The sequence below is a fragment of the Stenotrophomonas sp. YJH_SMC_79 genome, from assembly GCF_059367995.1.
The window spans coordinates 48500-72756 of sequence record NZ_JCAFRK010000003.1 but is presented as its reverse complement, the minus strand read 5'-3'; the positions used below and the strand labels follow the sequence as shown (position 1 = coordinate 72756).

Annotated in this window: 19 protein-coding genes; 7 read left to right on the top strand and 12 right to left on the bottom strand. The window is 67.4% G+C overall.

Annotation, left to right across the window (positions count from 1 at the left end):
* Entirely contained in the window at positions 1-285 is a 285-nt protein-coding gene (locus AC5P57_RS11415; protein ID WP_005411628.1) for a DUF2782 domain-containing protein, read from the top strand.
* A gap of 53 nt (positions 286-338) precedes the next feature.
* On the opposite strand, the gene AC5P57_RS11410 is transcribed toward AC5P57_RS11415, so the two are convergent.
* From AC5P57_RS11410 to AC5P57_RS11400, 3 genes are all read right to left on the bottom strand, one after another.
* On the bottom strand, positions 339-5870 hold the full coding sequence (locus AC5P57_RS11410; RefSeq protein WP_262235546.1) for a two-partner secretion domain-containing protein: 5532 nt from the start codon (positions 5868-5870) through the stop codon (positions 339-341).
* 9 nt (positions 5871-5879) lie between these two features.
* Positions 5880-7538 carry a ShlB/FhaC/HecB family hemolysin secretion/activation protein gene (locus tag AC5P57_RS11405; RefSeq protein WP_428999717.1) on the bottom strand — a complete coding sequence of 553 codons (1659 nt, stop codon included), beginning with the start codon at positions 7536-7538 and terminating at the stop codon, positions 5880-5882.
* 370 nt (positions 7539-7908) lie between these two features.
* Positions 7909-8355, bottom strand: a complete 447-nt coding sequence (locus AC5P57_RS11400; protein WP_005411629.1) for a universal stress protein — start codon at positions 8353-8355, stop codon at positions 7909-7911.
* On the opposite strand from AC5P57_RS11400, the gene AC5P57_RS11395 reads away from it, so the two are divergent.
* Positions 8354-8686, top strand: coding sequence for a hypothetical protein (locus tag AC5P57_RS11395; protein ID WP_262235547.1), 333 nt, complete (start codon positions 8354-8356; stop codon positions 8684-8686). The two genes, AC5P57_RS11400 and AC5P57_RS11395, sit on opposite strands and share 2 nt — an antisense overlap.
* A 119-nt stretch (positions 8687-8805) precedes the next feature.
* Here the strand turns inward: AC5P57_RS11395 and AC5P57_RS11390 are convergent, their stop codons facing one another.
* The 9 genes from AC5P57_RS11390 to AC5P57_RS11350 form a co-directional block, all read right to left on the bottom strand.
* Positions 8806-9360 carry a hypothetical protein gene (locus tag AC5P57_RS11390; RefSeq protein WP_099551785.1) on the bottom strand — a complete coding sequence of 185 codons (555 nt, stop codon included), beginning with the start codon at positions 9358-9360 and terminating at the stop codon, positions 8806-8808.
* A gap of 84 nt (positions 9361-9444) precedes the next feature.
* Positions 9445-9771 (bottom strand): low molecular weight protein tyrosine phosphatase family protein, encoded by a 327-nt coding sequence (locus AC5P57_RS11385; RefSeq protein ID WP_099551786.1) that lies wholly within the window; start codon positions 9769-9771, stop codon positions 9445-9447.
* A 66-nt stretch (positions 9772-9837) separates the two neighbouring features.
* Positions 9838-12030, bottom strand: coding sequence for a DNA helicase II (gene uvrD / locus AC5P57_RS11380; RefSeq protein ID WP_099551787.1), 2193 nt, complete (start codon positions 12028-12030; stop codon positions 9838-9840).
* 9 nt (positions 12031-12039) lie between these two features.
* Positions 12040-13461: an FAD/NAD(P)-binding protein gene (locus tag AC5P57_RS11375; RefSeq protein WP_262235548.1), complete on the bottom strand. Its 1422-nt coding sequence runs from the start codon at positions 13459-13461 to the stop codon at positions 12040-12042.
* A gap of 45 nt (positions 13462-13506) precedes the next feature.
* Positions 13507-14925, bottom strand: coding sequence for a cardiolipin synthase (gene cls, locus AC5P57_RS11370; protein WP_180880149.1), 1419 nt, complete (start codon positions 14923-14925; stop codon positions 13507-13509).
* A 246-nt stretch (positions 14926-15171) separates the two neighbouring features.
* Positions 15172-15339 carry a 50S ribosomal protein L33 gene (gene rpmG / locus AC5P57_RS11365; protein WP_169411268.1) on the bottom strand — a complete coding sequence of 56 codons (168 nt, stop codon included), beginning with the start codon at positions 15337-15339 and terminating at the stop codon, positions 15172-15174.
* A gap of 10 nt (positions 15340-15349) precedes the next feature.
* Positions 15350-15586: a 50S ribosomal protein L28 gene (rpmB, locus tag AC5P57_RS11360; protein WP_005411638.1), complete on the bottom strand. Its 237-nt coding sequence runs from the start codon at positions 15584-15586 to the stop codon at positions 15350-15352.
* A 252-nt stretch (positions 15587-15838) separates the two neighbouring features.
* Positions 15839-16348: a DNA polymerase III subunit epsilon gene (dnaQ, locus tag AC5P57_RS11355; RefSeq protein WP_262235549.1), complete on the bottom strand. Its 510-nt coding sequence runs from the start codon at positions 16346-16348 to the stop codon at positions 15839-15841.
* A 55-nt stretch (positions 16349-16403) separates the two neighbouring features.
* Positions 16404-17282, bottom strand: coding sequence for a LysR family transcriptional regulator (locus AC5P57_RS11350; RefSeq protein WP_495219580.1), 879 nt, complete (start codon positions 17280-17282; stop codon positions 16404-16406).
* Positions 17283-17390: 108 nt separating this feature from the next.
* On the opposite strand from AC5P57_RS11350, the gene AC5P57_RS11345 reads away from it, so the two are divergent.
* The 5 genes from AC5P57_RS11345 (at position 17391) to AC5P57_RS11325 (ending at position 24156) form a co-directional block, all read left to right on the top strand.
* The gene (locus AC5P57_RS11345) at positions 17391-17780 is read left to right on the top strand and encodes a RidA family protein (protein WP_057500905.1); all 390 of its coding nucleotides are present in this window, start codon (positions 17391-17393) and stop codon (positions 17778-17780) included.
* A gap of 308 nt (positions 17781-18088) precedes the next feature.
* The gene (locus AC5P57_RS11340; protein ID WP_006402574.1) at positions 18089-18424 is read left to right on the top strand and encodes a hypothetical protein; all 336 of its coding nucleotides are present in this window, start codon (positions 18089-18091) and stop codon (positions 18422-18424) included.
* Between the two features lie 56 nt (positions 18425-18480).
* Positions 18481-19734, top strand: coding sequence for a TolC family protein (locus tag AC5P57_RS11335; protein ID WP_262235550.1), 1254 nt, complete (start codon positions 18481-18483; stop codon positions 19732-19734).
* Positions 19731-20936 carry an efflux RND transporter periplasmic adaptor subunit gene (locus tag AC5P57_RS11330; protein WP_142807066.1) on the top strand — a complete coding sequence of 402 codons (1206 nt, stop codon included), beginning with the start codon at positions 19731-19733 and terminating at the stop codon, positions 20934-20936. Before AC5P57_RS11335 ends, AC5P57_RS11330 begins: the two co-directional genes overlap by 4 nt.
* 10 nt (positions 20937-20946) lie before the next feature.
* Complete coding sequence (locus tag AC5P57_RS11325) at positions 20947-24156, top strand: efflux RND transporter permease subunit (protein WP_099551794.1); 3210 nt, start codon at positions 20947-20949, stop codon at positions 24154-24156.
* Positions 24157-24257: the final 101 nt, after the last annotated feature.

Sequence of the window (24257 nt, the reverse complement as noted above, 5' to 3'; positions counted from 1 at the left end):
ATGAAGACCCTGATGCTGGCTTCCCTGCTCCTGCTCGCTGGCTGCGCCAGCATGGGTGGCGCGGGCGCTCCCCCGGTGGACGTCAAGGGCGCGGATGTGTCCAAGCGCACCATGGACAACGGCGATGTCATCGAGGAATACCGCGTGTCCGGCCAGCTGCGCATGGTCAAGGTGACCCCGTCGCGCGGCGCCCCGTTCTACATGTACGACAAGAACGGCGATGGCCGTTTCGACAACGACAAGGATGGTGTGTCGCCGGTGTACTGGAAGCTGTACAGCTGGTGATGTGACCGGCATCGAACCGGGCGGAGTGGCCACGCTCCGCCCGGTTCAACGGGTCATTGCACGCAACCCGCCGCGTCACCGTCACAGGCTCGCGCCAGCCCCGTCGGCAACCGGATCCCGGGGTGCGTGATGCCGATCGCACGCGGCTCGATGGTGGCCGCAGCCGCATCGACGTAGACCGCCCGCGGCAGCACCGCGCCCTGCGCACGCACGCCGGGGCCCATCGCAGCAGGATCAGGGCCAGGATCAGGTCCACCGCCCATTGTCAGAGGGCGGCCATCTGCGCCCACGGCATGGAAATAGGCCGGCGGCCGGCCGACGAAATCGACCTCGTAAGTACTGCTCGTGCTGGTCAGATGGATCGGCGCAGGCTGGGTGCCGATACCGCCGCTGGACCACCAACGACTGCTGCCGGCCAGCACCGGCGTGGTGCCCAGCTGGCGGATGTCACCCTCCTGGACCTTCAGGTAGAACGCACTGCTGCCGGCGTCGACGCTGAATGCGCTGCCGTTGACGGTGGCCAGGGTCAGGTTGCCGGTGTTGGTCAGGCTGAAGCCCGCAGGCGACTGGAAATCGCCCAGGTTGCCGATGGCATTGGCCACGAACAACGACGCATTGCCCAGCGTCGTTGGACCGACCGCGCGACCGCTGAGCTGGTCGGCGAACAGGCGGCCACTGGCGCTGGAACGGATCGCACCGGCCGACTGCAGCCGGAGTCTGCCCGCCTGCAGGCTGCCATCGATCTGCAGATCCCCGCCACGCACGTCGAGCAGGCCCTGTGCGCCGGCCTGCACAGTGCCGGTCACCTGCAGCCCCTGCTGGGTCTGCAGTTCCAGGCCCTGGCTGCTGAAATCGCCGAGCGTCGCAATGCGGTTGTCGCCGCGCAGGCGGGCGTTGCCACCCGCGCTGCCCTGCAGGCGTTGTGCGGCCAGCACGCCACCGCTCTGGGTCAGCGCAGCCGCGCTGCCAAGCTGCAGTACGCCTGTCGCCAGCACATCGTGGGCGAGCTGCAGGTCCTGGCCGCTGTGCAGCGTGATGTTGTTGCCGCGGAGTGCCGCCGGAAGCTGCAGGGCACCGACCGCGAGCAATTGCAGGTCACCGCTGCCGGTATCGATCCGGGTGCCGGGCAGCTGCAGTGCTCCACCCGCCTGCAGGCGTACCGTCGCATTGCGGTTGCCGAGTGAGGCCACGCGCAGGTCACCCGCGGCGGCCAGGTCGATGCCGACGCCGGTCAGTGCAACCGCACCACGCAGGTCATTGTCCGAACGTGCCAATGCGATGCCCGCGTCGCTGCGCAGGTCAGCGCTTCCATCCACACGCAGTGCGCCACTCTGATCGATGCCATCGCGGCCCTCGGCCTGCAGGTTGCCACCGACGTGGGTCGTACCCAGATGCAGCTGCTGTCCGTCCAGCACCACGTTGCCAACGATGTCCACCGTGCCCAGGGCCAAACGCCCACCACTTCGCGCAACCAGGCTGTCCGCTGTCACGCGTTGAAGCTGCAGGCTGCCATCGGCGGCCAGTGCCACCTGCCGCCCCTGCACCGTGACAGCGTCGCCGAAACGGTTGCCACCTGCCTGCAGATCAATGGCACCGCCGGCGTTCAGGCGAGTGGTGCCTGCCACCTGCACGCCGCCCTGCTGGCGGATGCCTCCTGCGCTGGCCAGCGCCAGTCTGCCCCCTGCACTCACGCTGCCCAGCAACAGCGAAGCAGCCACCACGTCGATATCGCCGCCAGCCAGGTCGAGCGCGCCGTCGAAGCGGTTGCCGGACTGGTCCAGGGTGATGGCCGAACCTGCCTGGAAGCGGCTGTTGCCTGCGACCTGCAGCGCATCGGACTGGGTGATCGCACCGCTGCTGTTCACCTGCAGCGCACCCAGCACCGAGGTGGCACCCAACCGCACGCCGTTGCCACCGAGCTGCACGTCACGCATGGCCTGCAGGTTCTGCAGGTCCAGCGCCGTACTGCTGGTCAGTGTGATGTCACGGCCCTGTACCTGCAGTGCACTGCCCAGCCGGTTGCCGGTATTGCCCAGCAAGATATCGGTGCTGGCCCGCAAATCGCTGTTACTGCCGAAGGTCAGGGTGCCGCTGCCCTGGCGGATGTCACCAGTGCGCGCGGTGGCCTGCAGCAGCCCCCCCATGGATGCGCCGTCGAACAGCAGCGATGTAGCGTTGAGACTGGCAGCTGCAGCGACATTGGCATTGGCCAGCGACATCGCACCGCCACTGTAGGCGTCCAGCGTGGTGGTATCGATGCCGTCCAACGCCAGCCCCGACAGCGCCTGGATGCGCGCCTGGTTGCCCTTCAGGGAAACCTTGCCGCCGAAGATGTTGGGATAGGCATCGAGTACCAGATTGCCGGCGGGGCCTGCGCTGAAGCTGGCGTCGCCACCAACAGTGAACGCACCGCCCTGGGTGAAGCCGGAGCTGCTGGTGACGTCAAGCCGACCTGTCGTCCGGATCGCCTTGGTGGTCACGCTCGAGCCCTTCAGCTCCAGATCGGTCAACCAGGCGCCAGCGGTGGTCCCTGCTCCCGATTGCAGTTCAAGCGTGCCGTGCGCGTTGAGCGCCAGGCTGCTCAGCCCGTCACCGCTGCCGTCGACGCGACCGACCACCACATTGCCATTGTTGCTGCGGATGCTGAGCCAGCGCGGCGTGCTCGCGGCCAGGTTGACGTTGCCCAGTTGGATCGCGCCGTCGGTCGTGATGCTGCCGCCGAGCTGGAGCGGACCGGCACTGTTGATGCCCAGGCTGGCAAGCGCCTGGCGACTGCCCACGTCACCGGCAAACACCACGTCGAGTCCGCTCGTGAGCGTCAACGCATGCGACCCATCGATACGGCCGCGGAAGTTGATCTGGCCGAGCTGGCTGTTCAGCGTGCTGTCGCCGGTGAGCACGGCATCGCCCTGGAAGTACTGCAGGCCGATGCTCCTGCCACTGGCGGGAAGCTGCACGACATCGGCGATCGTCCACAGGCTGGCCACGTCGAAACCGGAAATTGCCAGCGTGCCTTTGGCATAGAGGTAGCTGGTATCGCCCTTCAGCGACACCGCGCCGGCAAACTGGTTGACCGGCCTGCCCATGCTGTCCACCTGGTTCAGAAGGACCGAACCACTGGCGTCGATGTGGGTGGTCCCACCGATATCCAGCGCACTACCGGCGGTCTGCTGGAGCGATCCACCCAGATTCAGCCGCAGGTTGTCCGACAGGATGGTGTTGCCCAGCTGCAGATTGCCCGCACGCAGTTCGGCTTTCCTGCCCAGGAGGCTGACCTCGCCGCTGAAGCGGTTTCCTCCGTCAACCAGGTTGATGTCGCCCAGGCTCTTGAACCGCGCGCGGCCATCGACCTGGTAGCTGCCCAGCTGGACCAGGCTCGCCACGGAATCGATGTCGAGATTGCCCTTGCTGATGATGCCGCGACCGTTGAAGAGCTGTCCGGTGATGCTGACATCGGCGGCACTGATGTTGCCGTTGACCTGGACCCGGCCGGAGGTACTCAGCGCCAGGTTGTAGCCGCCGCTGACATTGCTGGAGATGCCGTCGGTGGTGATGGTGCCGCCACCGGTGCTGACCAGTTGGGTAGCGCCGGCCAGGCGCACGTCACCCTGCAGCAGGATTTCACCATTGGCGACGATGCGGCTGCCCAGTGTGAGGGTGTCGGCACCGCCGTAGATGCGATCGAATGCGCCGCGGGTCCCCACTGCGCCACCCAGCGTGAGCTGGCGAGCGCTCAGGTTCAGCGAGCCGCCATCGCCATCGAGTGTGCCACCGAAGCGCAGGCTGCCACCCACGGATGACAGGTTGCGCGAACCGAACACCTGCACCGGACCATCGAAAGCGAGCATGCCGGTGGCACTGACATCGCCGAACAGGCGAGCGCCGGTACCGGTGGTGACGGACAGGCTCTGCAGAGCGGTGTTGCCACCGATGGCACGGGAGAAGGTCGTCAGCCCGCTGGATTCAACCGCCAGATGGTAGCTGCCATCGACACTGCCATCGAACTGGACCGTACTGCCCTGCAGCGTCGAGTTGCCCCGCAGTATCACCGGTGACTGATAGGTCTGATCACCGGTGGTGATGATCGTGCCGCTCAGGTCGATGGTGCTGCCCTGCGCGGCCAGGCTGCGGGCGTTGATGTTGCCCAACCCGAGTGTGCCGCTGCTGACCAGCGCGATACCACCGCCATTGGCACTGACCCGGTTGCCGAAGCTGTTTCCGGAATGGGTCAAGGTGATGTTGCCGGTGCCGGCGTCAAGCGCGGTGAAGCCGCCGACCGACAAGGCATCGCCGTTGGACAGACCGATGGACGTGGCCAGCGTCAGGTCGGAGCCCACGCTGCCGCCGATGCTTCCGATGCGGTTGCTGCTCTGCCCCAGGGTTGCGCCGCCCTGGAGGGCCAGGGTCAGTGCCCCCTCCAGCGCGCCGCTGGCCTGCACGACATTGTTCGCTGCAACGTTGATCGAGTCGGCCTTGACGTCACCGTTCAGCATGACGTCACCGTTGGCTCCGCCATTGAGCGCGACGGAGCCGGCCTGGAGACGGCCACCATCGATCTGGATCGCAACGGGGCCGCCGACTGCGTTGCCGACCACCGCCACCGTATCGGCGGTGATGGCGGCATTGCTGGTCACCACCGGGGCCGTGCTGTGGATGGTGAGACTGCCATCACCGGCGTCGATCGCATTGGCGGTGATCGTACCGCCAGCATTGATGCCTGTGCTGGACAAACCCGGGCCCATCAACGCGGTCATGCTGATGCTGCGTGCATCGAGGACGCCGACATTGCTGACGCCGGTACCGGCCACGGTGCTGGGTGCAGTGGCGGCAAATGCCAGGCGCGACATGCCGTCCGGGGACACGCCGCTCACCACCGTGGCTGCACCGGCGGCCACCAGATCGATATTGCCGTTGGCCGCGTAGATGGACCCGCTGTTGGAGACCGCGCCACCAATCAGGCTGATGCCACCGGCCGCAGCGCGCAGCGTGCCACCCAGATTGCTGACCACGCCAGTACTGCCACCGCCAGCCAGCTGGAAGGCGGCCGGCAGCGGACCACCATCCATCGGCAGTCCCGGCGTACCCGGCATCAGGGTACTGGCCAGCAGTCCGCCAACATTGACGCTGGCAGTGCCGGTGAAGGTGATGCCCGCCGGGTTGATCAGGAACACCTGGCCGGATGACAGCAGCTGGCCACTGATGATGCTGGCCGAACTGCCGGTGACCAGGTTGATGGCCGTCGATTGCGAGCCCTGTTGCATGTTGAACTGCACTACATCGCCGGTGCCGATGCTGAAGCTGCTCCACTGGATGAGCGCGGACTGGCTGGCCTGGGTGACGGTCATCACGTTGCCGTTGGTGTTGATCGCCCCGGAGCCTGCGATGATGCTGCCGTTCTGTGGCAGGACAACCTGCGCCATGGCAGGCAGGCTGCCGGTCAGCAGCAGCGCCGCCGTCAGCGGCGCCAGCCACAGCGTGCGGCACGTGCGTTGTGGCGCACAGCGGCGCGGCCCGCGTGCGAGTTCTGCGGCGACCTGCACCTGGCCCAGCGAAGGATTGAAGACGAGTCGGTAGATACGGTTCATGGTCGCTCCTCAGAAGGTCAGGCCAAGCCGCGCATACACGCGGACATCGCGGCCGTCACCCGGTCGCAGGGCGCTGGTCGGCTTGGCCGCCGCCACACGCAGTTCGAGGTTCTTCCACTGGCGCAGGCGGAAAGTCGCGCCCATGCCCACCGATGCCAGATCGGCCGGTGCCTCCACACCATCGATATCGAACACGCGCGCCTGGTCAGCGAACACGTCCAGCTCCAGCACTTCGCGCCACGGCACCCCGCGGAACGGCGAGACCACGTCGCCGAAACCCGGCGCATCGACGTGGTACTCCAGCGCTCCGTACCAGCCACGATCGCCCAGCGTCTCGCCCTGCGCATAACCCCGCACGCTGTCGTTGCCACCCACCTGGAACTGCTCCAGCGCCGGCAGCGAGTTGTTGCTGTACTGGCCATTGAACTTGAACAGCAGGCGCTGGCTGCGGCTGAGATACTGCAGCCGCAGCAGGCCCAGGCGCACTACGGTGAAGCGGCTGTCGCGGGTCGGGTTGATCGCATCGAAGTCGGCCGAGCGATCATGCAGCGACTGGCGCACGCTCAACTGCGCCAGGTTGATGCCATGCAGGCGCGCATCGTTGTGGCGCAGGCTCGCGCCCACTTCGGCCACGTCGTACTTCTGTTTGGACAGCACCAGGCCCAGCGCTTCAAAGCGTGAGCTCTCGCGGATGTAGCGCATCGAGCTGGTCATCTGCAGGTCGGGACGGTTGATGAACTTCCAGTCGGCACCGGCATAGGCCTGCGAGGCGGGGCCCTTGAGCTTGAAGCCACGCAGGATGCCGTCGTCCACCTCCAGTTCACTGCGGTTGGCACCGGCCAGCACCGACAGCCCCTGCACCACCTGCAACGGCACGCTGTAGGACAGCGCGCCAGCGCGACTGGCCTGCGGATCGAACGCATACGTGCCACTGGCCGCAAATACATCGCCCAGTCCCAGCGGACTGTTCCAGGTGACGCCCAACTGGGCGCGCCCGCGACCGGTCAGCTCGGTGCCGTGGTTGTCCACGCTCGTACTGATTTCGTACGGCCGGCCGCTTTCGCGTGCGACCAGTACAAGATCGGTTTCCCCTACGTTCTCGCCAGGCTGCAGCACCGAGGACACGGATACACCGGGCAGGTCACGTGCATACAGCAACGCGCTGTCGATGTCGGCCTGGCGCAGCGGTTGCCCGCGCAGGCGCTCGGCGACGTTGCTGAGCACATGCGTGCGATAGCGCTGGTTCCCTTGCACCACCACCTTGCCGATGCGACCTTCCAGCACGCGCACTTCGATGCGTCCTTCGGCATCGAGTTTCTGCGGAGGCAGATAGGCAACGCTGACCAGGAAGCCTGCCTTGCGATAGGCCGCCGTCACTGCATCCGCCGCCCCCTGCAACTGGGCGAAGTCCAGCGAGATCACGTCCGCGCCGTGCGCCAGACTGGCGAAGTAGGCATCCAGCACTGCCTGTACCTGTGCAGGCGTGATACCACGTTGCGGATGGTCCCCGACGTCGCTGGCGCGGAAACCGCGTACCTGCAGGGTTTGGCTGCCGGTGCGCGCGGCCATGCCGGGCAGGTCAACCGTGGATGGCGCATCGGCCTGCTGCGCGGCAGCGACTACTGGCAGGGCCGCAGACAGCAGCAGTGCGAACGACGATCGATTCAATGGCACGAATGTGTCCTCCAATGACGACGGATGTCCAAGACAATGGACAGCACCCGCCAGTCCCCGGGCGGAGCGCATGAAAGAGACAGGCGCAGCAGGACGCGCTGGCATCCAGCAGGCGATTCGCCCACTGCCCAGACATGCGTGCACCTCAACAACCCCGCGCGGAGGATGCCACAAAGAATGAACGGCCACGCGTGCCGTTCGTAACCGTTCGTCGGACGTATCTGTGCATGGCCGATGGCTTCGGCACATGGATCGATCTGAATGCATGTGCGCCGCTCAGGGCCCACAAAAGATGACGCCGGCGCGCATCCTGCGGCCGGCGTCGGGTCCCCTCCCCGGGAACGCTTGAATCAGTGGGTGTGGATCAGCGGATGACCAGCACCGGCAGGGTGCTGCGCGCCAGCACTTCCGCGGTCTGGCTGCCCAGCAGCACGCGGGTCACGCCACGGCGGCCGTGCGAGGTCATCACGATCAGGTCGCTGTTGCGCTCGCCCGCCGTCTCGATGATGCCATCGGCCGCATAGCGGTCCAGCACATGCACCGGATTGGCGGTAATGCCCTGCTCGGCGGCCTTGGCCAGCGCGGGCTGAAGGACCTTCTGCGCGCCTTCCTCGCGGTCTGCCTTGTACTCCGGGCTGTTCATGTAGCCCACGCTCCAGCCCATGGCGTCGTACATGCCGACGGCCCACGGCTCGGAAACGGTCACGATATCAACCTCGGCATTGAGGTCCTTGGCCAGCTCCAGGCCCTTGGCCAGGCCCTTGTCGGCCAGCTCGGACCCGTCGGTGGCAATCAGGATGCGCTTGTACATGGTGGGGCTCCGTAGCGATCTGCCAGATGGGAACGACACCATTGCACACCGGATGTGCAGGCCGCGCCTTGAGCAGGATCAATCCGGCGCCGCGCAGCGGCGTGTGCGCACCGTCGGCTTGCGTACCCGGACACTGCGGCGCATGCTCGGCGGGGGCGCACCGCCGCGCTCAACGATGACCGACATGCAGGACAACAAACCGCCCGTCTGGAGTTCCCGGAAATCCATCCTGGTCGCCGTGATCGTCGCCTTGGCTGTGCTTTTCGGCGGCTACCAGGTCGGCAAGGACATGGCGCTGCGCGACAACGCGCGGCAGGCAGCCGGCCGATAACCTGCTCCTGTAGCCGAGCATTGCGATGCCGGTCGTCCTGACCGGCACCCTTCGGGCCATCGCAAGCGACGTTGGCAGCGGCTCCTGCCGCTACCTTCGGCTCCACATCAGGCCTGCTCTCAGGCGATCTGCACCACGCGTGCGTTCTGGCACAGCGGATAACTGGCCACGAACCCGGCGATCGCATCGCGCATCGCCTCGAACGATTCGCCATACATGTACAGCGCGGTTTCGGTCGGGCCCTGCCACCAGCTGCAGATCTCGCCCAGGCCGTCGATGTTCTCGGACAGCTGCTCGAACACGTGGTTGGAATCGCACTGCTCGTAGACTTCGTCCGGCAGGGTCAGGCCATCCAGGTAGATGCCCAGGCCCTCGGTGACGCCGAAGCTGCGGTCGGCCTCGCCCGCCCCCTGCAACTGCGAACCCTTCGGCGCACCCAGCTGTTCCAGCAGGTCGATCAGCTTCGGCACGCCATCGGCATCGACCAGCGCCACTTCGATATCGCCGTATTCGACCTCGCCCAGATCGGAGATCGCGGTACCGCCGCCGACGATCTCGCCGATCTCGGCGGCCTGCATCAATGCGTCGAGCGGATCCTCGAACAGTTCGTGGCGATGCTCCGGCTGCAGCCGGGCGTTCAACTTCACGGTGACGTGCAGCGTGGGTTCGGTCATGGGGCGTTCCTGGAAGAAGTCAGGCCCCATTGTAGAGTCGAAGGTAGCGGCAGGAGCCGCTGCCCTCGGCTCTACAACAGCCTGTCAACGCAGGAATGGCGTGACCTTGCGCTTCAGCAGCTCCACCAGCACCGGGTCCATGTAGTCGTAGTCATCGGGGATATCCAGGCAGATCACCCGCTTGCCGTTCAGCCATGCCTTGTAGCGGCTGGATAACCGGTTGCGGTGCGCCTTCTCCATCACGAACACCAGGTCCGCCCACTGCAGCAGCTCCGGGCTGAGCACTTCATCCGCGTCGGCCAGCAACCCGGCCGATGCGGTTTCGATGCCCGGCCACTCGGCGAACACCTGCTCGGCCGTCGGGCTGCGCAGGCGGTTCTGACTGCAGAGGAAGAGCACGTTGCGGGTCATGAGCGCAGCCTAATCGGGGTCGGATCCCTTTTCCAACGGAAAAGGGATCCGACCCCTGAACGGTGATCAGATCACCGTCAGGTTGGCGTACGCCATCACCAGCCACTTGCTGCCGGCGTCGGCGAACTCGACCTGCACGCGGGCATGGGCGCCGCTGCCTTCGTAGTCGGTCACCATGCCTTCGCCGAACTTGGGATGGGTGACCAGCGCGCCCAGCTTCAGCGGCGGTGCCTCGATGGAGGCATGGCCCATCACCCGGCTGCTGCCCAGCGATGCCGGCCGCGAGACCTGCACCTTCGGGCGCACTTCGTGCAGCAGTTCGCGCGGGATTTCGCGCAGGAAGCGCGACGGCAGGCTGTAGTTGTCCTGGCCGTGGATGCGGCGCGACTCGGCATAGCTCAGCACCAGCTTCTGGCGCGCGCGGGTGATGCCGACGTAGGCCAGGCGGCGCTCTTCTTCAAGCCGCCCGCTTTCCTCCAGCGAGCGCGCACTGGGGAACAGGCCTTCTTCCAGGCCGGCCAGGAACACCAGCGGAAACTCCAGGCCCTTGGCCGAGTGCAGGGTCATCAGCTGCACGCCGTCCTCGCCCGCCTGCGCCTGGCCCTCGCCGGCCTCCAGCGCGGCGTAGGCCAGGAATGCGACCAGCTCGTCCATGTCCTCGCCCACTTCCTCGATGTCGTCGGCGCGGCGCACGAAGCGCGATGCCACCGAGACCAGTTCGTCGAGGTTGTCGGTACGCGATTCCGAATCCAGCGCGTTGCGGCTTTCCTTGCTCCAGTGCTCGCGCAGCTGCGAGCGCGCCAGCACGTGGTCCACGCGCTCGGCCAGGGTCATGTGCAGGGTCTGCGCCTGCAGCTCGTTGACCAGCACCAGGAAGCCGGCCAGTGCATTGCGCGCACGTGCGGCCAGCGCGCTGCCCTGGGTGACCAGCATGGTCGCTTCCCACAGCGAGATGCCCTGCGCGCGTGCCTCGCGGCGCACTTCGTCCAGCGTGCGGTCGCCGATGCCACGGGTGGGCGTGTTGACCGCGCGCTCGAAGGCGGCGTCATCGTTGCGGTTGGACAGCAGGCGCAGGTAGGCCAGTGCGTCCTTGATTTCGGCACGCTCGAAGAAGCGCATGCCACCGTACACGCGGTACGGCACCTGTTCGCTCAGCAGCGCTTCTTCCAGCGCGCGCGACTGCGCGTTGCTGCGGTAGAGCACGGCCACTTCGGTGTAGCTGCCACCATCGCGCACCCATTGGCGGGCACGCTCGACGATGTAGCGCGCCTCGTCCATCTCGTTGTACGCGGCGTACAGGTCGATCGGCTCGCCGTCGCCGCTGTCGGTCCACAGCTGCTTGCCGATGCGATCCGGGTTGTGCGCGATCACCGCATTGGCGGCACCGAGGATGTTGGCGGTGGAGCGGTAGTTCTGTTCCAGGCGGATGGTCTGCGCGCCCGGGAAGTCGCGCAGGAAGCCCTGCACGTTCTCGACCTTGGCACCGCGCCAACCGTAGATGGCCTGGTCATCGTCGCCAACCACGAACACGTGGCCGGAATCGCCGGCCAGCACGCGCACGAAGGCGTACTGGATGGCATTGGTGTCCTGGAACTCGTCCACCAGGATTTCGCGGAAGCGCGCGCGGTAGTGCGCCAGCAGGGCCGGGTTGTCACGCAGCAGTTCGTGCGCGCGCAGCAGCAGTTCGGCGAAGTCGACCAGGCCGGCGCGGTCGCAGCGCGCCTGGTACTCGATGTAGGCCTGGCGCATGGTTTCCAGCCACGCGTCGTGCGGTTCGGGCTGGATGTGCTGCGGGCGGCGGCCTTCGTCCTTCTGCGCGTTGATCCACCACGCGATCTGCTTGGCCGGGTATTTGCCGTCGTCCAGTTCCAGCGCCTGCACCACGCGCTTGACCAGCCGCAGTTGATCGTCCGAGTCCATCACCTGGAAGCCTTCGGGCAGCTTCGCGTCCTGCCAGTGCAGGCGCAGCAGGCGGTTGGCCAGGCCGTGGAAGGTACCGATCCACATGCCACGGCTGCCATTGGGCAGCTGTGCGTCGATGCGGTGGCGCATCTCGCCGGCCGCCTTGTTGGTGAAGGTCACCGCGAAAATGCCGTGGGTCGGCACGCCATCGACTTCATGCAGCCAGGCAATGCGGTGGGTAAGTACGCGGGTCTTGCCGGAACCGGCACCGGCCAGCACCAGGTGGTGGCCGGGGGGAGCGGAGACGGCTTCGCGCTGGGCCGGGTTCAGGCCATCAAGCAGGTGGGAGACATCCATGCCCCCATTTTACGGCATCGCCGTCGCGGCTCCTGCGACCACCTGGGTGGCCAGTGCGTGCGCCTGCTGACGCAGTTCAGGCACCGCCAGGCTTTCCCACAGGCTGCCGATGCGCAGGCTGCCCAGCACGCCCAGCCGTGCCTGCGGCTGGCCACCGGAGGCACACAGGCGATCGCCCGGCACCGAGCTGTCCAGGCCCAGCCCATGCGGGCCGGGGCGCGCCAGCCCATCGGCCTGCAGCTGTTGCAGCAACGGATTGCGCAGCGCACTGGCGCGGGTTTCGACGCCGGTGGCGTTGATCACGCCGCCGATCATCCACTGCTGTTCCTCGCCCGAGGCATCCCGGCCGGACAACTGCACGGCATCGCCATCACGCCAGGTGCGTTGCAGGCGGGCGCGGTGGACGCGCAGCTGGCCGCTGTCGATCAACGCCTGCAGCTGAACATCCACCTCTTCGGCGATGCGGTGGCGATGCACATCCCAGTAGCGCACCGCATGGCGCAGGAAGCGGCGCTGGTCGGCCTCATCGAGGCTGCACCACAGCGCCTGCCCGTGCGGGCGGATGCGGTCCATCACGCCCTGCCATGGCAGGCCGTCGGCCTGTGCCTGGCGAGCGAACCCGCGCAACGCGCGCAGGCGCTGACGCAGGTTCATCGGCAGCAGCGTGGCCGGGTCGAACGTGGGTAGGCCCCCGTGTGCGTGCGGCAGCGGCAGCAGGCCGTGGCGCGAGATCACATGCAGCGGGCCGGTGTGGCCGGCGGCAACCAGCGCCAGCACGGTGTCGGCCATGCTCAGGCCGGAGCCGACGATGGCCACGGCCTGTTCGCCGGCAAGGGTGCGCACACCGTCGTAGTCCCAGGCCTCGATCACGTCATCGGCGGGCAGCGCATCGGCGCCGGCCACCGGCAGCGGGCGCATGCTGTTGCCAGTGGCCAGCACCGCCTGCGCGGCGTGCAGCGTGTGGCCATCGCCGAGTGCCAGCTGGTAGCCGTGGTCGTCCGGCTGCAGGCCCAGCACCGGCTGTGCGATCACCTGCAGCTGCGCCGGGCTGGCGGCGGCGGCCTCCTGCAGGCGCTGCTGCAGATAAGCCGCAAAGTAGTGGCGGCACACGTAACGCTCGCCCAGCACCTCGCGCGCCTCGCCCGGGTAGGCGTTGGTGGCCATCAGGTAATCGAGGAAATCGCCGGGCTGGTCGGCAAACGCACTCATCTTCGCCGCCGGCACGTTCAGCAGGTGCTCCGGCCACGGCGTGGCATAGGCGATGCCCTGGGCCAGCTGCGAGGCCGGTTCGAAAATGGCCAGCGCCAGCGGCGCCTTCGCCTGGCGCAATACCTGGATCGCCACCAGCACCCCGGCCGCACCACCACCGATGATTGCCAGGTCCAGTTCGCCATTACGCGGTGAATCAGTCATGTGCCGATTGTAGGCCATCGGCGATGACAGGCCGGATTGCCGAAATGGGCGGCCGGCATTGCCTTACATCAACGCGTCGGCCAGCCGTGCGATGCCCTCGCGGCTGCGCCGCCACGTGGGGCGGCTGCGCCACTGCTGCAGATCCAGCTGCCGCGACTCGCGCAGGTAGCCATCCTCGATCGCGCACAGCTGCTGCACCAGCGCGCGGTCGTAGCAGATCAGGCCGATTTCGGCATTCAGCGCGAACGAGCGGATATCCATGTTGATCGAACCGAGCACGGCGATGTCCTCATCCACGCTCATGTGCTTGGCGTGCAGGAACTGCGGCTCGTACAGCGCGATGCGCACGCCACAGCGCAGCAGCTCGTCGTAGTAGGCCTCCTGTGCCCACGAGGTCAGCCGCTGGTTGTTGCTGGCCGACAGGATCAGCTGCACTTCCACGCCGGACAACGCCGCGATGCGCAGCGCGCTGAGCGTGGCTTCGTCAGGCACGAAGTACGGGGTGACCATCACCAGCCGGCGTCGTGCGAGGTGGATCAGCGCCGCCACCGCGTCGCGCGCGTTGCTGTACGGATAGGCCGGGCCGCTGGGCAGCAGCTGGGTGGCGATGTCGTCGCTGCACTCGGGCACATCGGCGATCACGTCCAGGCGCTGGCCGGTCTCCATGTACCAGTCGCTGGCGAACACCGCCTCCAGATGCGCCACCGCCGGGCCGCGCACGCGCGCCACCAGTTCGCGGTTCGGGTGGCCAGGCACGAACTGCGGGCCGGCCAGGTTCTGCGAACCGACATAGGCCACTTCGTTGTCGATCACCGCGATCTTTCGATGGTTGCGCAGGTCCATGCGCCCGCTGCGGCGCCAGCGCAGGCCACCCGGCAGCATCGCGCGCACTTCGATGTCGCGTGCTTGCAGGCGCTTGCGGTAGGCGCGCAGGCCGCGCTTGGCACCTACCGCGTCGAGCAGCACGCGGCACTGCACGCCCCGTGCAGCCGCACGCTGCAGTGCCTCGACAATGGCCTCGCCCACCGCGTCGTCGAACATCAGGTAGTACAGCAGGTGCACGCGGTCTTCGGCCTGGTCGATGTCGGCGATCAGCGTATGCAGCGATTCGTCGTAATCGGTCAGCAGATCGACGGCGTTGCCGTGCACCGGCATGAAGTCGCCCTGGCGCTGCACCAGCGGCACGATCTCGGCGCTGGCGGTGTCCGGCTGCGGGGTCCAGCGCAGGCGATGCTGCAGCGCCTGTTCCTCGCGGATGACCTGCGAGGCCTCGGCCTGGCGGCGAATACGCTCGCGCGACAGCCACGGGTGGCCGAACAGCAGGTACAGCGGCAGGCCCAGCAGGGGCACGAAGCCGACCAGCAGCAGCCAGCTGCGCGCCGCACCCGGCGTGGTGCGGGTGGGGATCCAGCACAGCGCGACCAGCCGGATCAGCCAGTCGATCAGCAGCAGGTAGGAACCCAGCAACCACTCGAACAGCATCGTGTCGCCCGTCGGGAGGTGATGGGCCATTCTGCCCAGCGGGGTGTGTAGAGTCGAGCCGCGCTCGACTGCCTTGAACCAGCGTGTCGACCAAGGTCGATACGTACCGGGCGGACAGCGTGCCGACCAACGGTCAGCACCCACCACGGCAATGGCGGAGCAGCCGGCAGCCGCCCTGGAATGCCGGGCATGAAAAAACCCGCCACAAGGGCGGGTTTCTTCGCGGGGACCAGCAATCCTTGCGGATTACTTGATCTTGCCTTCCTTGTACAGGACGTGCTTGCGCACGACCGGATCGTACTTCAGGAATTCCATCTTCCCCGGGGTGTTCTTCTTGTTCTTGTCGGTCGTGTAGAAGTGGCCGGTACCGGCCGAGGAAATCATACGGACCTTATCGCGCTTGCCTGCCATGATGCTTTACTCCTCAGACCTTTTCGCCGCGCGCACGCAGCTCAGCCAGAACGGAATCAATGCCGTTCTTGTCGATGGTGCGCAGTGCATGCGCGGAAACACGAAGCTTGACCCAGCGGTTTTCGCTGGCCACCCAGAAACGGCGCTCGTGCAGATTCGGCAGGAAACGACGACGGGTCTTGTTGTTGGCGTGCGAGACGTTGTTACCCGTCTGCACTCGCTTGCCGGAAACCTGGCATACGCGGGACATTGCGCACCTCGATAGTAGTAGTTGTCAGCCCGTAGCCCGGGAGACGGCGGCCTCGATGGTTGCCCACCACACGTCAAGAGAATCAAAGGGTTACGCTGGCGTTGGGCGGCCGGGGACGTGCTCCCGGGGGCGCCGCCCGGTAGAAAACCGGACACAGCGAGCCGCGCATTATGCACGTGTTCAAGCACTTGCGCAAGTTACCCACAGGCTGGGGCTGAACGCGACGGCCGCTCCCCGTGGAACCGATCCCGCTCAGCGCAGGTGCGGGATCACCTGGGCCAGCAGATGGGCATCCTTCAGCGCACCGTGCAGTCCCCGGGTGCCGGGAATGCGCAGGCGCTGCAGCACATCATCCAGCTTGTTGCCCTGGCCCGGCCAGCGCCCGCGCGCCAGCTTCAGGCTGCAGGTGATGCGGCAATGCTGGGCCAGCGTGACGGGGATGCCAGCCAGGCGCAGCTCATTGTCGAGGAAACCCACATCGAAGGTGGCGTTGTGCGCGATCATCTCGCTGCCGCGCAGGAAGTCGAGCAGTTCGACGGCTTTGCTGGAAAACAGTGGCTTGCCCACCAGCATCGCGTCGCTGATGCCATGTACCCGCTGCGCGCCCCAATCGACCTTGCGCTGCGGCTGCAGGTAGGTGTGGAACTGGCGGCCGGTGAGCTGACCATCGACCAGTTCGACGGCACCGATTTCGATCACGCGATGGCCCAGGCGGTGGGAGATGCCGGTGGTTTCGGTATCCAGTGCGACGATGCGACTCATGCGTGAGGCTGTTTCCTGTTGCGTGTTGTGGTGATTTTCGCACGCCCGGTGCGTGTCACCCCAACACCTCCACCACCCAATCGATGAACACCCGCAGCCGCTGGCTCATGTGCCGGTTCGGCGGAAACATCACGTGCATCGGCATTGGCGGCAGCTGCCAGTCCTGCAACACCGGCATCAGCTCGCCGCGCGCCACGTGCGGCTCGGCCATATAGCTGGGCAGCGCGACCACGCCGAGCCCCGCCAGCGCAGCCGCCAGATACGCGTTGCCGTCGTCGAAGCCGACTGTATAGCGGCCCTGCACCTCGATGCGCTCATCGCCGCGCTTCGCATTGAACACTCGGGCACGGCCGCTACGCGGGCTGAGGAAGCCGACCATGTGGTGGTCCGGCCCTTCCAGCGCGCGCGGGTCGGACGGCACGCCGAAACGTTGCACGTACGCCGGGCTGGCGTGGAAACCAATCTGCAGCGCAGCCAGCGCCGGGTCGGCCGGGGTGCCACCGCGGATCACGCAATCGACGTTGTCGGCGATGACATCGACCTCGCGGTCGCTGACGCCGATATCCAGCTGGATCTCCGGGTAACGCGCCTGGAAATCCGGCAGCGCCGGTACCAGCCGCAACCGCGCATACGGCCCGGGCACATCCACGCGCAGGCGTCCGCGCGGCTGGGCGGCCGCATCGCCCAGCCCGCCCTCTACCTCGTCCAGCTCGGCCAGCAGGCGGGCGATGCGCGGGTAATAGGCCGCGCCATCGGCGGTGACGCTGACCCGCCGGGTGGTGCGGTTGAGCAGGCGCAACCGCAGGTGCGCCTCCAGCTGCTGCACCAGCTGCGTAACCGTGGTGCGGCTGACCTGCAGGGTGTGCGCGGCGCGGGTGAAGCTGCCCGTTTCCACCACCCGGGCAAACGCCCGCATCGCCTCGAAACGGTCCATGGCCGGCCGTGATTGTTTGGGATTAGCAACCAATCTAGGCCGATCATCGCGGTTTATCCAGACAGCGCTGGCAGGGAGGATGGTGTTCTCTCCCACGGGATCTTCCCCATGTCACAGCGTGATGTCGTTTTCCCCGCCGGCCGACAGGCCCTGTACGAGCGCAACCGCTACTCGCCGGCGATCCGATCCAATGGCTTCCTGTTCGTCTCCGGCCAGGTCGGCAGCCGCGAGGACGGCTCGCCCGAGCCGGACTTCGAGGCGCAGGTGCGCCGCGCCTTCGAGAATCTCAATGCGGTGCTTGCCGCCGCCGGCTGCACGTTCGATGACGTGGTCGACGTGACCGTGTTCCTGGTCGACCCGGAAACGAACTTCGAGAAGGCCTGGGCGATCGTGCCCGAGTACTGGGGCGAGGCGCCGCACCCGACCCTGACCGGTATCGGCGTGACCTGGCTGTACGGGTTCCAGTTCGAGATCAAGGTGATCGCGAAGCTGCCGTGACACGGGTAGTGCCGGCCGCTGGCCGGCAGCGTGGTGGGGTCGAAAAGCGTGTCGACCAAGGTCGACACCTACCGGGACGGCTGGTCGCGCGAAAGCAGCCGAGCGTGGGCTACAGAAGCGCATCCCGGTGTCCCACCCCACGGGCCGAAAGGCGTGCCGACCAAGGTCGGCACCCACCAGGGCAGGAGGTCGGCCCCTACCGGGACAGGAGGCCCCCAGGCCACCCACCTGAACGGGAGGTTCCGACGAATTCCCGAGGTGACCATTGATATTGTATCCGGCGAAAACCGCTTGCTAGCCTCCCTTCCATGCGCCGGATCACCCGCCAACTGCGTACGTACCTGATGATGCTGCTGATGGCGGCATTCGTGGTCGTGCCGGTGGCCGACGCACTGGTGTGTGCGGTGGAACCGCATGCCAGCAGCGCCCATGTCGAGTCCCTTGCGGACGATGCAGGCGGCGACAGCGACAGCAAGCACACGGGTGCCTGCACGCATAACCACTGCCATCACTCCACGCTGAGCCTGCCAGCGAATGATTTCGCCGCCTTCGGTACGCCGCTGCCGGCGCGCTGGATGAATGCCGGCGACGTGGCGACCTATGCGGTCGCCCAGGATGAATTGACGCGTCCCCCCCGGGCGTGAGTTGAGCGCGTCCCGCAATCGCGGGCTCCCGTTTCACTCACAACCGGAATCCCCCTATGTCGATCCTGACACCTCGGTCGCCGCGCGCGGCCGGGCTGGTCGTCGCCGTGTTGCTGGGCCTGGCCCCGGCAATGCAGGCGTCGGCACAAGCCGCCCCCTCCTACGACACCCTGCTTGAACGCCTGGACCAGCTGCCCGGCACCCGTGTGGGTACGGCGCTGGCCGAGGCCGCCGATGCGCGCGCCGACCAGGCCCGTGCGTTGCCCAACCCTTCCCTTTCCTACTCCGCCGAAAACGCCTGGGGCACCGGCTCCTATGGCGGCATGGGCAAGGCCGATACCGTGCTCACCCTGTCCCAGCCGCTGGAGGTCTGGGGCCAGCGCGGCGCGCGTGTCCGTGCCGCCCGCGCCGAGGCACAGGCGGCCAACCTGCGTGGCGCGCAGAGTCGCAGCGATGTGGCCAGCCAGCTGGCGGTGGTCTATGCACAGGCGGAAAGTGCACTGCGCCGTTACACGCTGGCCGAAGAAGCACTGTCACTGACCCGCGATGACGCCAACGCCGTCAACGCCATGGTCAAGCAGGGCCGCGAACCGCAGCTGCGCGCGGTGCAGGCACAGAGCGAGGTGGCCAACGCCAGTGCTTCACTGGATGAGGCGCAGGCCTTCCGTGATGCCGCGCTGGCCCGCCTGGCCGGTGCCGCGCTGCTGGATGCGCCGGTGCAATCGATCAACGACAGCCTGCTCGACCGCGCGCCACCGCTGCCGCGCGGTGCCACCGATACCGCACTGGCGGTGCGCATCGCCGAAGCCGAGGCCGATGCGGCGGGCAAGCTGGTCGACGTGGAGCGCAAGCGCGCCCTGCCTGACCTCAGTGTCACCGCCGCGCAGACCCGCTTCCGCGAAGGCGGCGAGCGTGCCTACAACCTCGGGGTCAGCCTCAGCATCCCGCTGTTCGACCGCAACCGTGGCGGCATCCGCGCCGCCAATGCCGACCAGCGCGCGGCCGAGGCACGCCTGGACCAGCAGCGCCGCGACAGTGAGGCCGCACGCCTGTCAGCCGTGGCCGGGCTGAAGGCGGCCGGCAGCCGTACCCGTGCCGCCGATGAAAGTGTGGTCGCCGCCGAAGAGGCCTATCGCCTCGCACGCGTTGGCTTCGACGCCGGACGCATCTCGCAGCTGGAACTGCGCAGCACGCGCAGCGCCCTCATCGCCGCCCGCGGCACCGCCGTGGATGCGCGCCTGTCGCGCGTCGGCGCGGAAATCGATCTTGCCCGCCTGGAAGGGCGCGCACCTTTTGTGGAGGCCCCATGACTCTCTCCCGTTCCTTCCCCCTGATCGGCGGCCTCCTGCTGACCGTGTTCCTGGCCGGCTGCGCTGGCAACGCGCAGACACCTGCAAATGACGACCCCGCCGCGGCCAAGGCGGGCGCCGACGATGGCCATGGCCACGCCGCCGACAGCAAGGAAGCCAAGGCAGAAACCGCGAAGTCGCCGGCTGACGCCGACGAAGGCGTGGTGCAGCTGACGCCAGAGCAGATCAAGGCCTCCGGTATCGAGGTGGTCGCGATCGGTCGCGGCGGTGGCGGTTCAACCCGCCTCGCCGGCCGGGTCGAACCCTCGGTCGGTGCCCGCGCATCGGTGGCCTCCACGGTGACCGGCCGCGTTGAACGCGTGCTGGTCGCGCCGGGCACGGCGGTGAAGCAGAACCAGGCACTGGCCATCGTGGTCAGCGGCGAAGCCGCGGTGTTCCGTGCCAACGCGCTGGCCGCATCGGCCGAGGCCGAAGCCGCGCGCCTGGCCTATGGCCGCGACAAGGCCCTGGTCGACCAGGGCGTGGTCGCCCGCCAGGAAATGGAGGCCTCGCGCGCACGTTCGCTGGCGGCACAGGCCCAGGCCGCCGCCGCGCAGGCCCAGGCCGCTGCCAACGGTTCGCCGGACAGCAGCGGTCGCGTGCGCATCACCAGCCCGGTAGCCGGCATCGTCGGCAACGTGCAGGTCACCCCGGGTGGCGTGGTCGCCGCCGGCAGCGCGGTGGCCGACGTCGCCGACCCGACGATGAATGAGCTGGTGTTCACCGCACCGCCGGCGCTGGCCGCGCAGGTCACGCCGGGCATGAAGCTGGAAGTGAGCGTACCGGGTGGCAGCTTCACCGCCACCGTCACCGGTTCGGCCGCCGATGTCCGCCAGCAGGGCGGCGTCGCGGTGATCCGCGCCACGCCGGTGGACGCCTCGTTGCCACCGGCAGGTTCGCCGGTATCGGCCGTGGTGGTCACCGAAGGCCAGGACGGCTCGCTCAGCGTGCCCGCCGATGCGGTGCAGAACGTCGATGGCAGCAGTGCGGTGTTCGTGGCCGTCGAAGGCGGCTTCAAGGTGCAGCCGGTGCTGGCTGGCCGTCGTGCCGGTGACCGCATCGAGATCCTCGGTGGCCTGAGCGGCAGCGAGCGCATCGTTGGCAGCAACGCCTTCCTGCTCAAGGCCGAACTGGCCAAGGGCGAAGCCGAGCACGGCCACTGAGGAGGCGACCATGTTCAAGCTGATCATTGAAACAGCGGTGCGCCACCGCTGGCTGGTGGTGTTCATGGCCGCGTTGATCGCCGCCGTGGGCCTGTTCCAGCTGGGCAAGCTGCCGATCGACGCGGTGCCGGACATCACCAACCGCCAGGTGCAGATCAACACGGTGGCACCGGCGCTGACACCGGAGCAGATCGAGCGGCAGGTGACCTACCCGCTGGAAACCGCGCTGGCCGGCATTCCCGGCCTGACCACCACGCGTTCGCTGTCGCGCAATGGCTTCTCGCAGGTGACCGCGATCTTCACCGATGCCACCGACATCTACTTCGCCCGCCAGCAGGTGGCCGAACGCATGCGCGAGGCATCGGAAGACCTGCCCGATGGCGCATCGCCGATGCTGTCGCCGGTCACCACCGGTCTCGGCGAAGTGCTGATGTGGACGGTGGACTTCACCGCGTTCGATCCAGCCAAGCTGGCCAAGCCCGGTGAAGCCGGCTGGCAGGCCGGCGAGGTCTACCGCACGCCGGAAGGCAACCTGCTGCGGACACCCGAAGAACGTGCGACCTACCTGCGCACCGTGCAGGACTGGATCATCGCGCCGCAGATGCGTTCCAGCCCGGGGCTGGCCGGCGTCGATACGGTCGGCGGCTACGTCAAGGAATACGGCGTGCATCCGGACAGCGCCAGGCTGGCCGCGCATGGCCTCGGCCTGGCCGACCTGGTCACTGCCCTGCAGCGTTCCAACGTACAGGCCGGTGCCGGTTTCGTGCAGCGTGCCGGCGAAGGCCTGGTGGTACGTGCAGACGGCCTGGCGCTGACCACCGATGACCTGGCACAGGCTCCGGTGGCCACCCGCAATGGCGTGGTGGTGCGCGTGGCCGATGTGGCCACGGTGGAACTGAGCCGCGCGCCGCGCCTGGGCGCGGCCAGCCGCAACGGTCACGAAGCCGTGCTCGGCACCGCGCTGATGATTGCCGGTGGCAACAGCCGCACCGTGGCGCAGGCTGCCGCGGCGCGCCTTGAACAGGTGAACAAGTCGCTGCCGGCCGACATCGTGGCGGCACCGGTGCTGGACCGCAGCGTACTGGTCAATTCCACCATCAAGACCGTGGCCAAGAACCTCACCGAGGGCGCGCTGCTGGTGGTGGTGGTGCTGTTCCTGCTGCTGGGCAACCTGCGCGCAGCGACGATCACCGCGCTGGTGATTCCGCTGTCGTTCCTGTTCGCAGTAATCGGCATGAACCGCTTCGGCATCAGCGGCAACCTGATGAGCCTGGGTGCGCTGGACTTCGGCATCCTGGTGGACGGTGCGGTGATCGTGGTTGAGTCGACGCTGCTGATGCTGGGCCAGCGCCGCGCCGAACTGGGCCGTGCGCTGACCGCGATGGAACGCCTGCGTGTAGCCGCCGATTCGGCGCTGAAGATGGCGAGGCCGGCGGCGTTCGGCCAACTGATCATCCTGCTGGTGTTCGCGCCGATCCTCACCCTGGAAGGCGTGGAGGGCAAGACGTTCCACCCGATGGCGGCCACCTTCATGCTGGCCCTGGTCGGTGCCTTCATCTTCTCCTTCACCTTCGTGCCGGCGATGGCCGCGCTGCTGGTGCGCGAGCCCAAGGTGAAGGACGGCGATGCCCATGCGGATGATGGCGAGCACGAAACGAAGTTGATCCGCGTGCTGCGCGCGCGCATCGAGCCGGTGGTGCGCAAGGCCGTGGCACATCCGCGCACGGTGCTGGCCGGTGCGGTGATGATGGTGGTGGTGGGCATCGGCTCGTTCTCGCTGCTGGGCCGCGAGTTCATGCCGACCCTGGACGAAGGCAACGTGGCGATGCAGGCCCTGCGCGTGCCGTCGACCTCGCTGGAGCAGTCATTGGCGATGCAGCTGGCGCTGGAAAAAGCGATCGCCAAACAGCCTGAAGTAGAGACAGTGTTCTCGCGTACCGGTACCGCCGAGGCGGCGATCGATCCGATGCCGACCAACATCTCCGACAGCGTGATCGTGCTGAAGCCGCGCAAGGACTGGCCTGATCCGAAGCTGGACAAGGAGGCGCTGGTGGCGCGCTTCGAAAAACTGGCCGGGCAGCAGCTGGGCAACAGCTTCGAGTTCAGCCAGCCGATCGAACTGCGCTTCAACGAACTGATTTCCGGCGTGCGTACCGACCTGGCGGTGATGATCTTCGGCGATGACTTCAGCCAGCTGCAGAAGGTGGCCGACCAGGTGGCGCTGAAGCTGCGTGCGGTGAACGGCGCGGCCGACGTGCGGGTGGAACAGATCTCCGGCCTGCCCACGCTGAACGTGGCGATCGACCACGTGGCGGCGGCGCAGTACGGGCTGACCGCCGCGGACGTGAGTGATGCACTGTCCACCGGCATCGGCGGTACCGCAGCGGGCAAGATCTTCGAAGGTGATCGACGCTTCAACGTGGTGGTGCGGCTGGACGATGCCTCGCGAAACGATCCGGACCAGCTGGCCTCACTGCCGATCGCCACGCCGTCGGGGCTGGTGATTCCGCTGTCGTCGGTGGCGCGCATTACCGTGAGCGAAGGGCCGAACCAGATCAGCCGCAACAACGGCAGCCGCCGCGTGGTGGTGCAGGCCAACGTGCGTGGGCGTGACCTGGGTGGCTTCGTCGGCGAGGCACAGGCAGCGGTGGCCGACGTGGCGCTACCGCCGGGTGCCTACCTGACCTGGGGTGGCCAGTTCGAGAACCTGCAGCGCGCGGAGAAGCGGCTGGCGACGGTGGTGCCGGTGGTGTTCCTGCTGATCGGCAGCCTGCTGTTCATGGCCCTGCGCAGCGGCAAGGAAGCCATTCTGGTGTTCAGCTGCGTGCCGCTGGCGCTGGTCGGCGGCATCCTCGCGCTGCTGCTGCGTGGCATGCCGTTCTCGGTGTCAGCGGCGGTCGGCTTCATCGCCGTCTCCGGCGTGGCCACCTTGAACGGCCTGGTGCTGATGCAGGCGATCCGCGAACGCCTGGATGCCGGTGACCTGCCGCTGCAGGCAGCGATCAACGGTGCCTCCAGCCGCATCCGCGCGGTGCTGACCACGGCGCTGGTGGCGATCGTCGGCTTCATTCCGATGGCGATCGCCAGCGGTTCCGGTGCGGAAGTGCAGAAGCCGTTGGCGACGGTGGTGATCGGTGGCTTGATCACCGCGACCGTGCTGACCCTGCTGGTGCTGCCGACGTTTGCCGCGCGAGTGGCCAAGCCGCGGGCGGTGGGCTGAAAGACCACGGGGTCGGATCCTGTGATCCGACCCCGTTTCCCGGTCCGAGGTAGTGCCGGCCGCTGGCCGGCAATGTCGAACGATCGCGGTGCGTGCAGGTG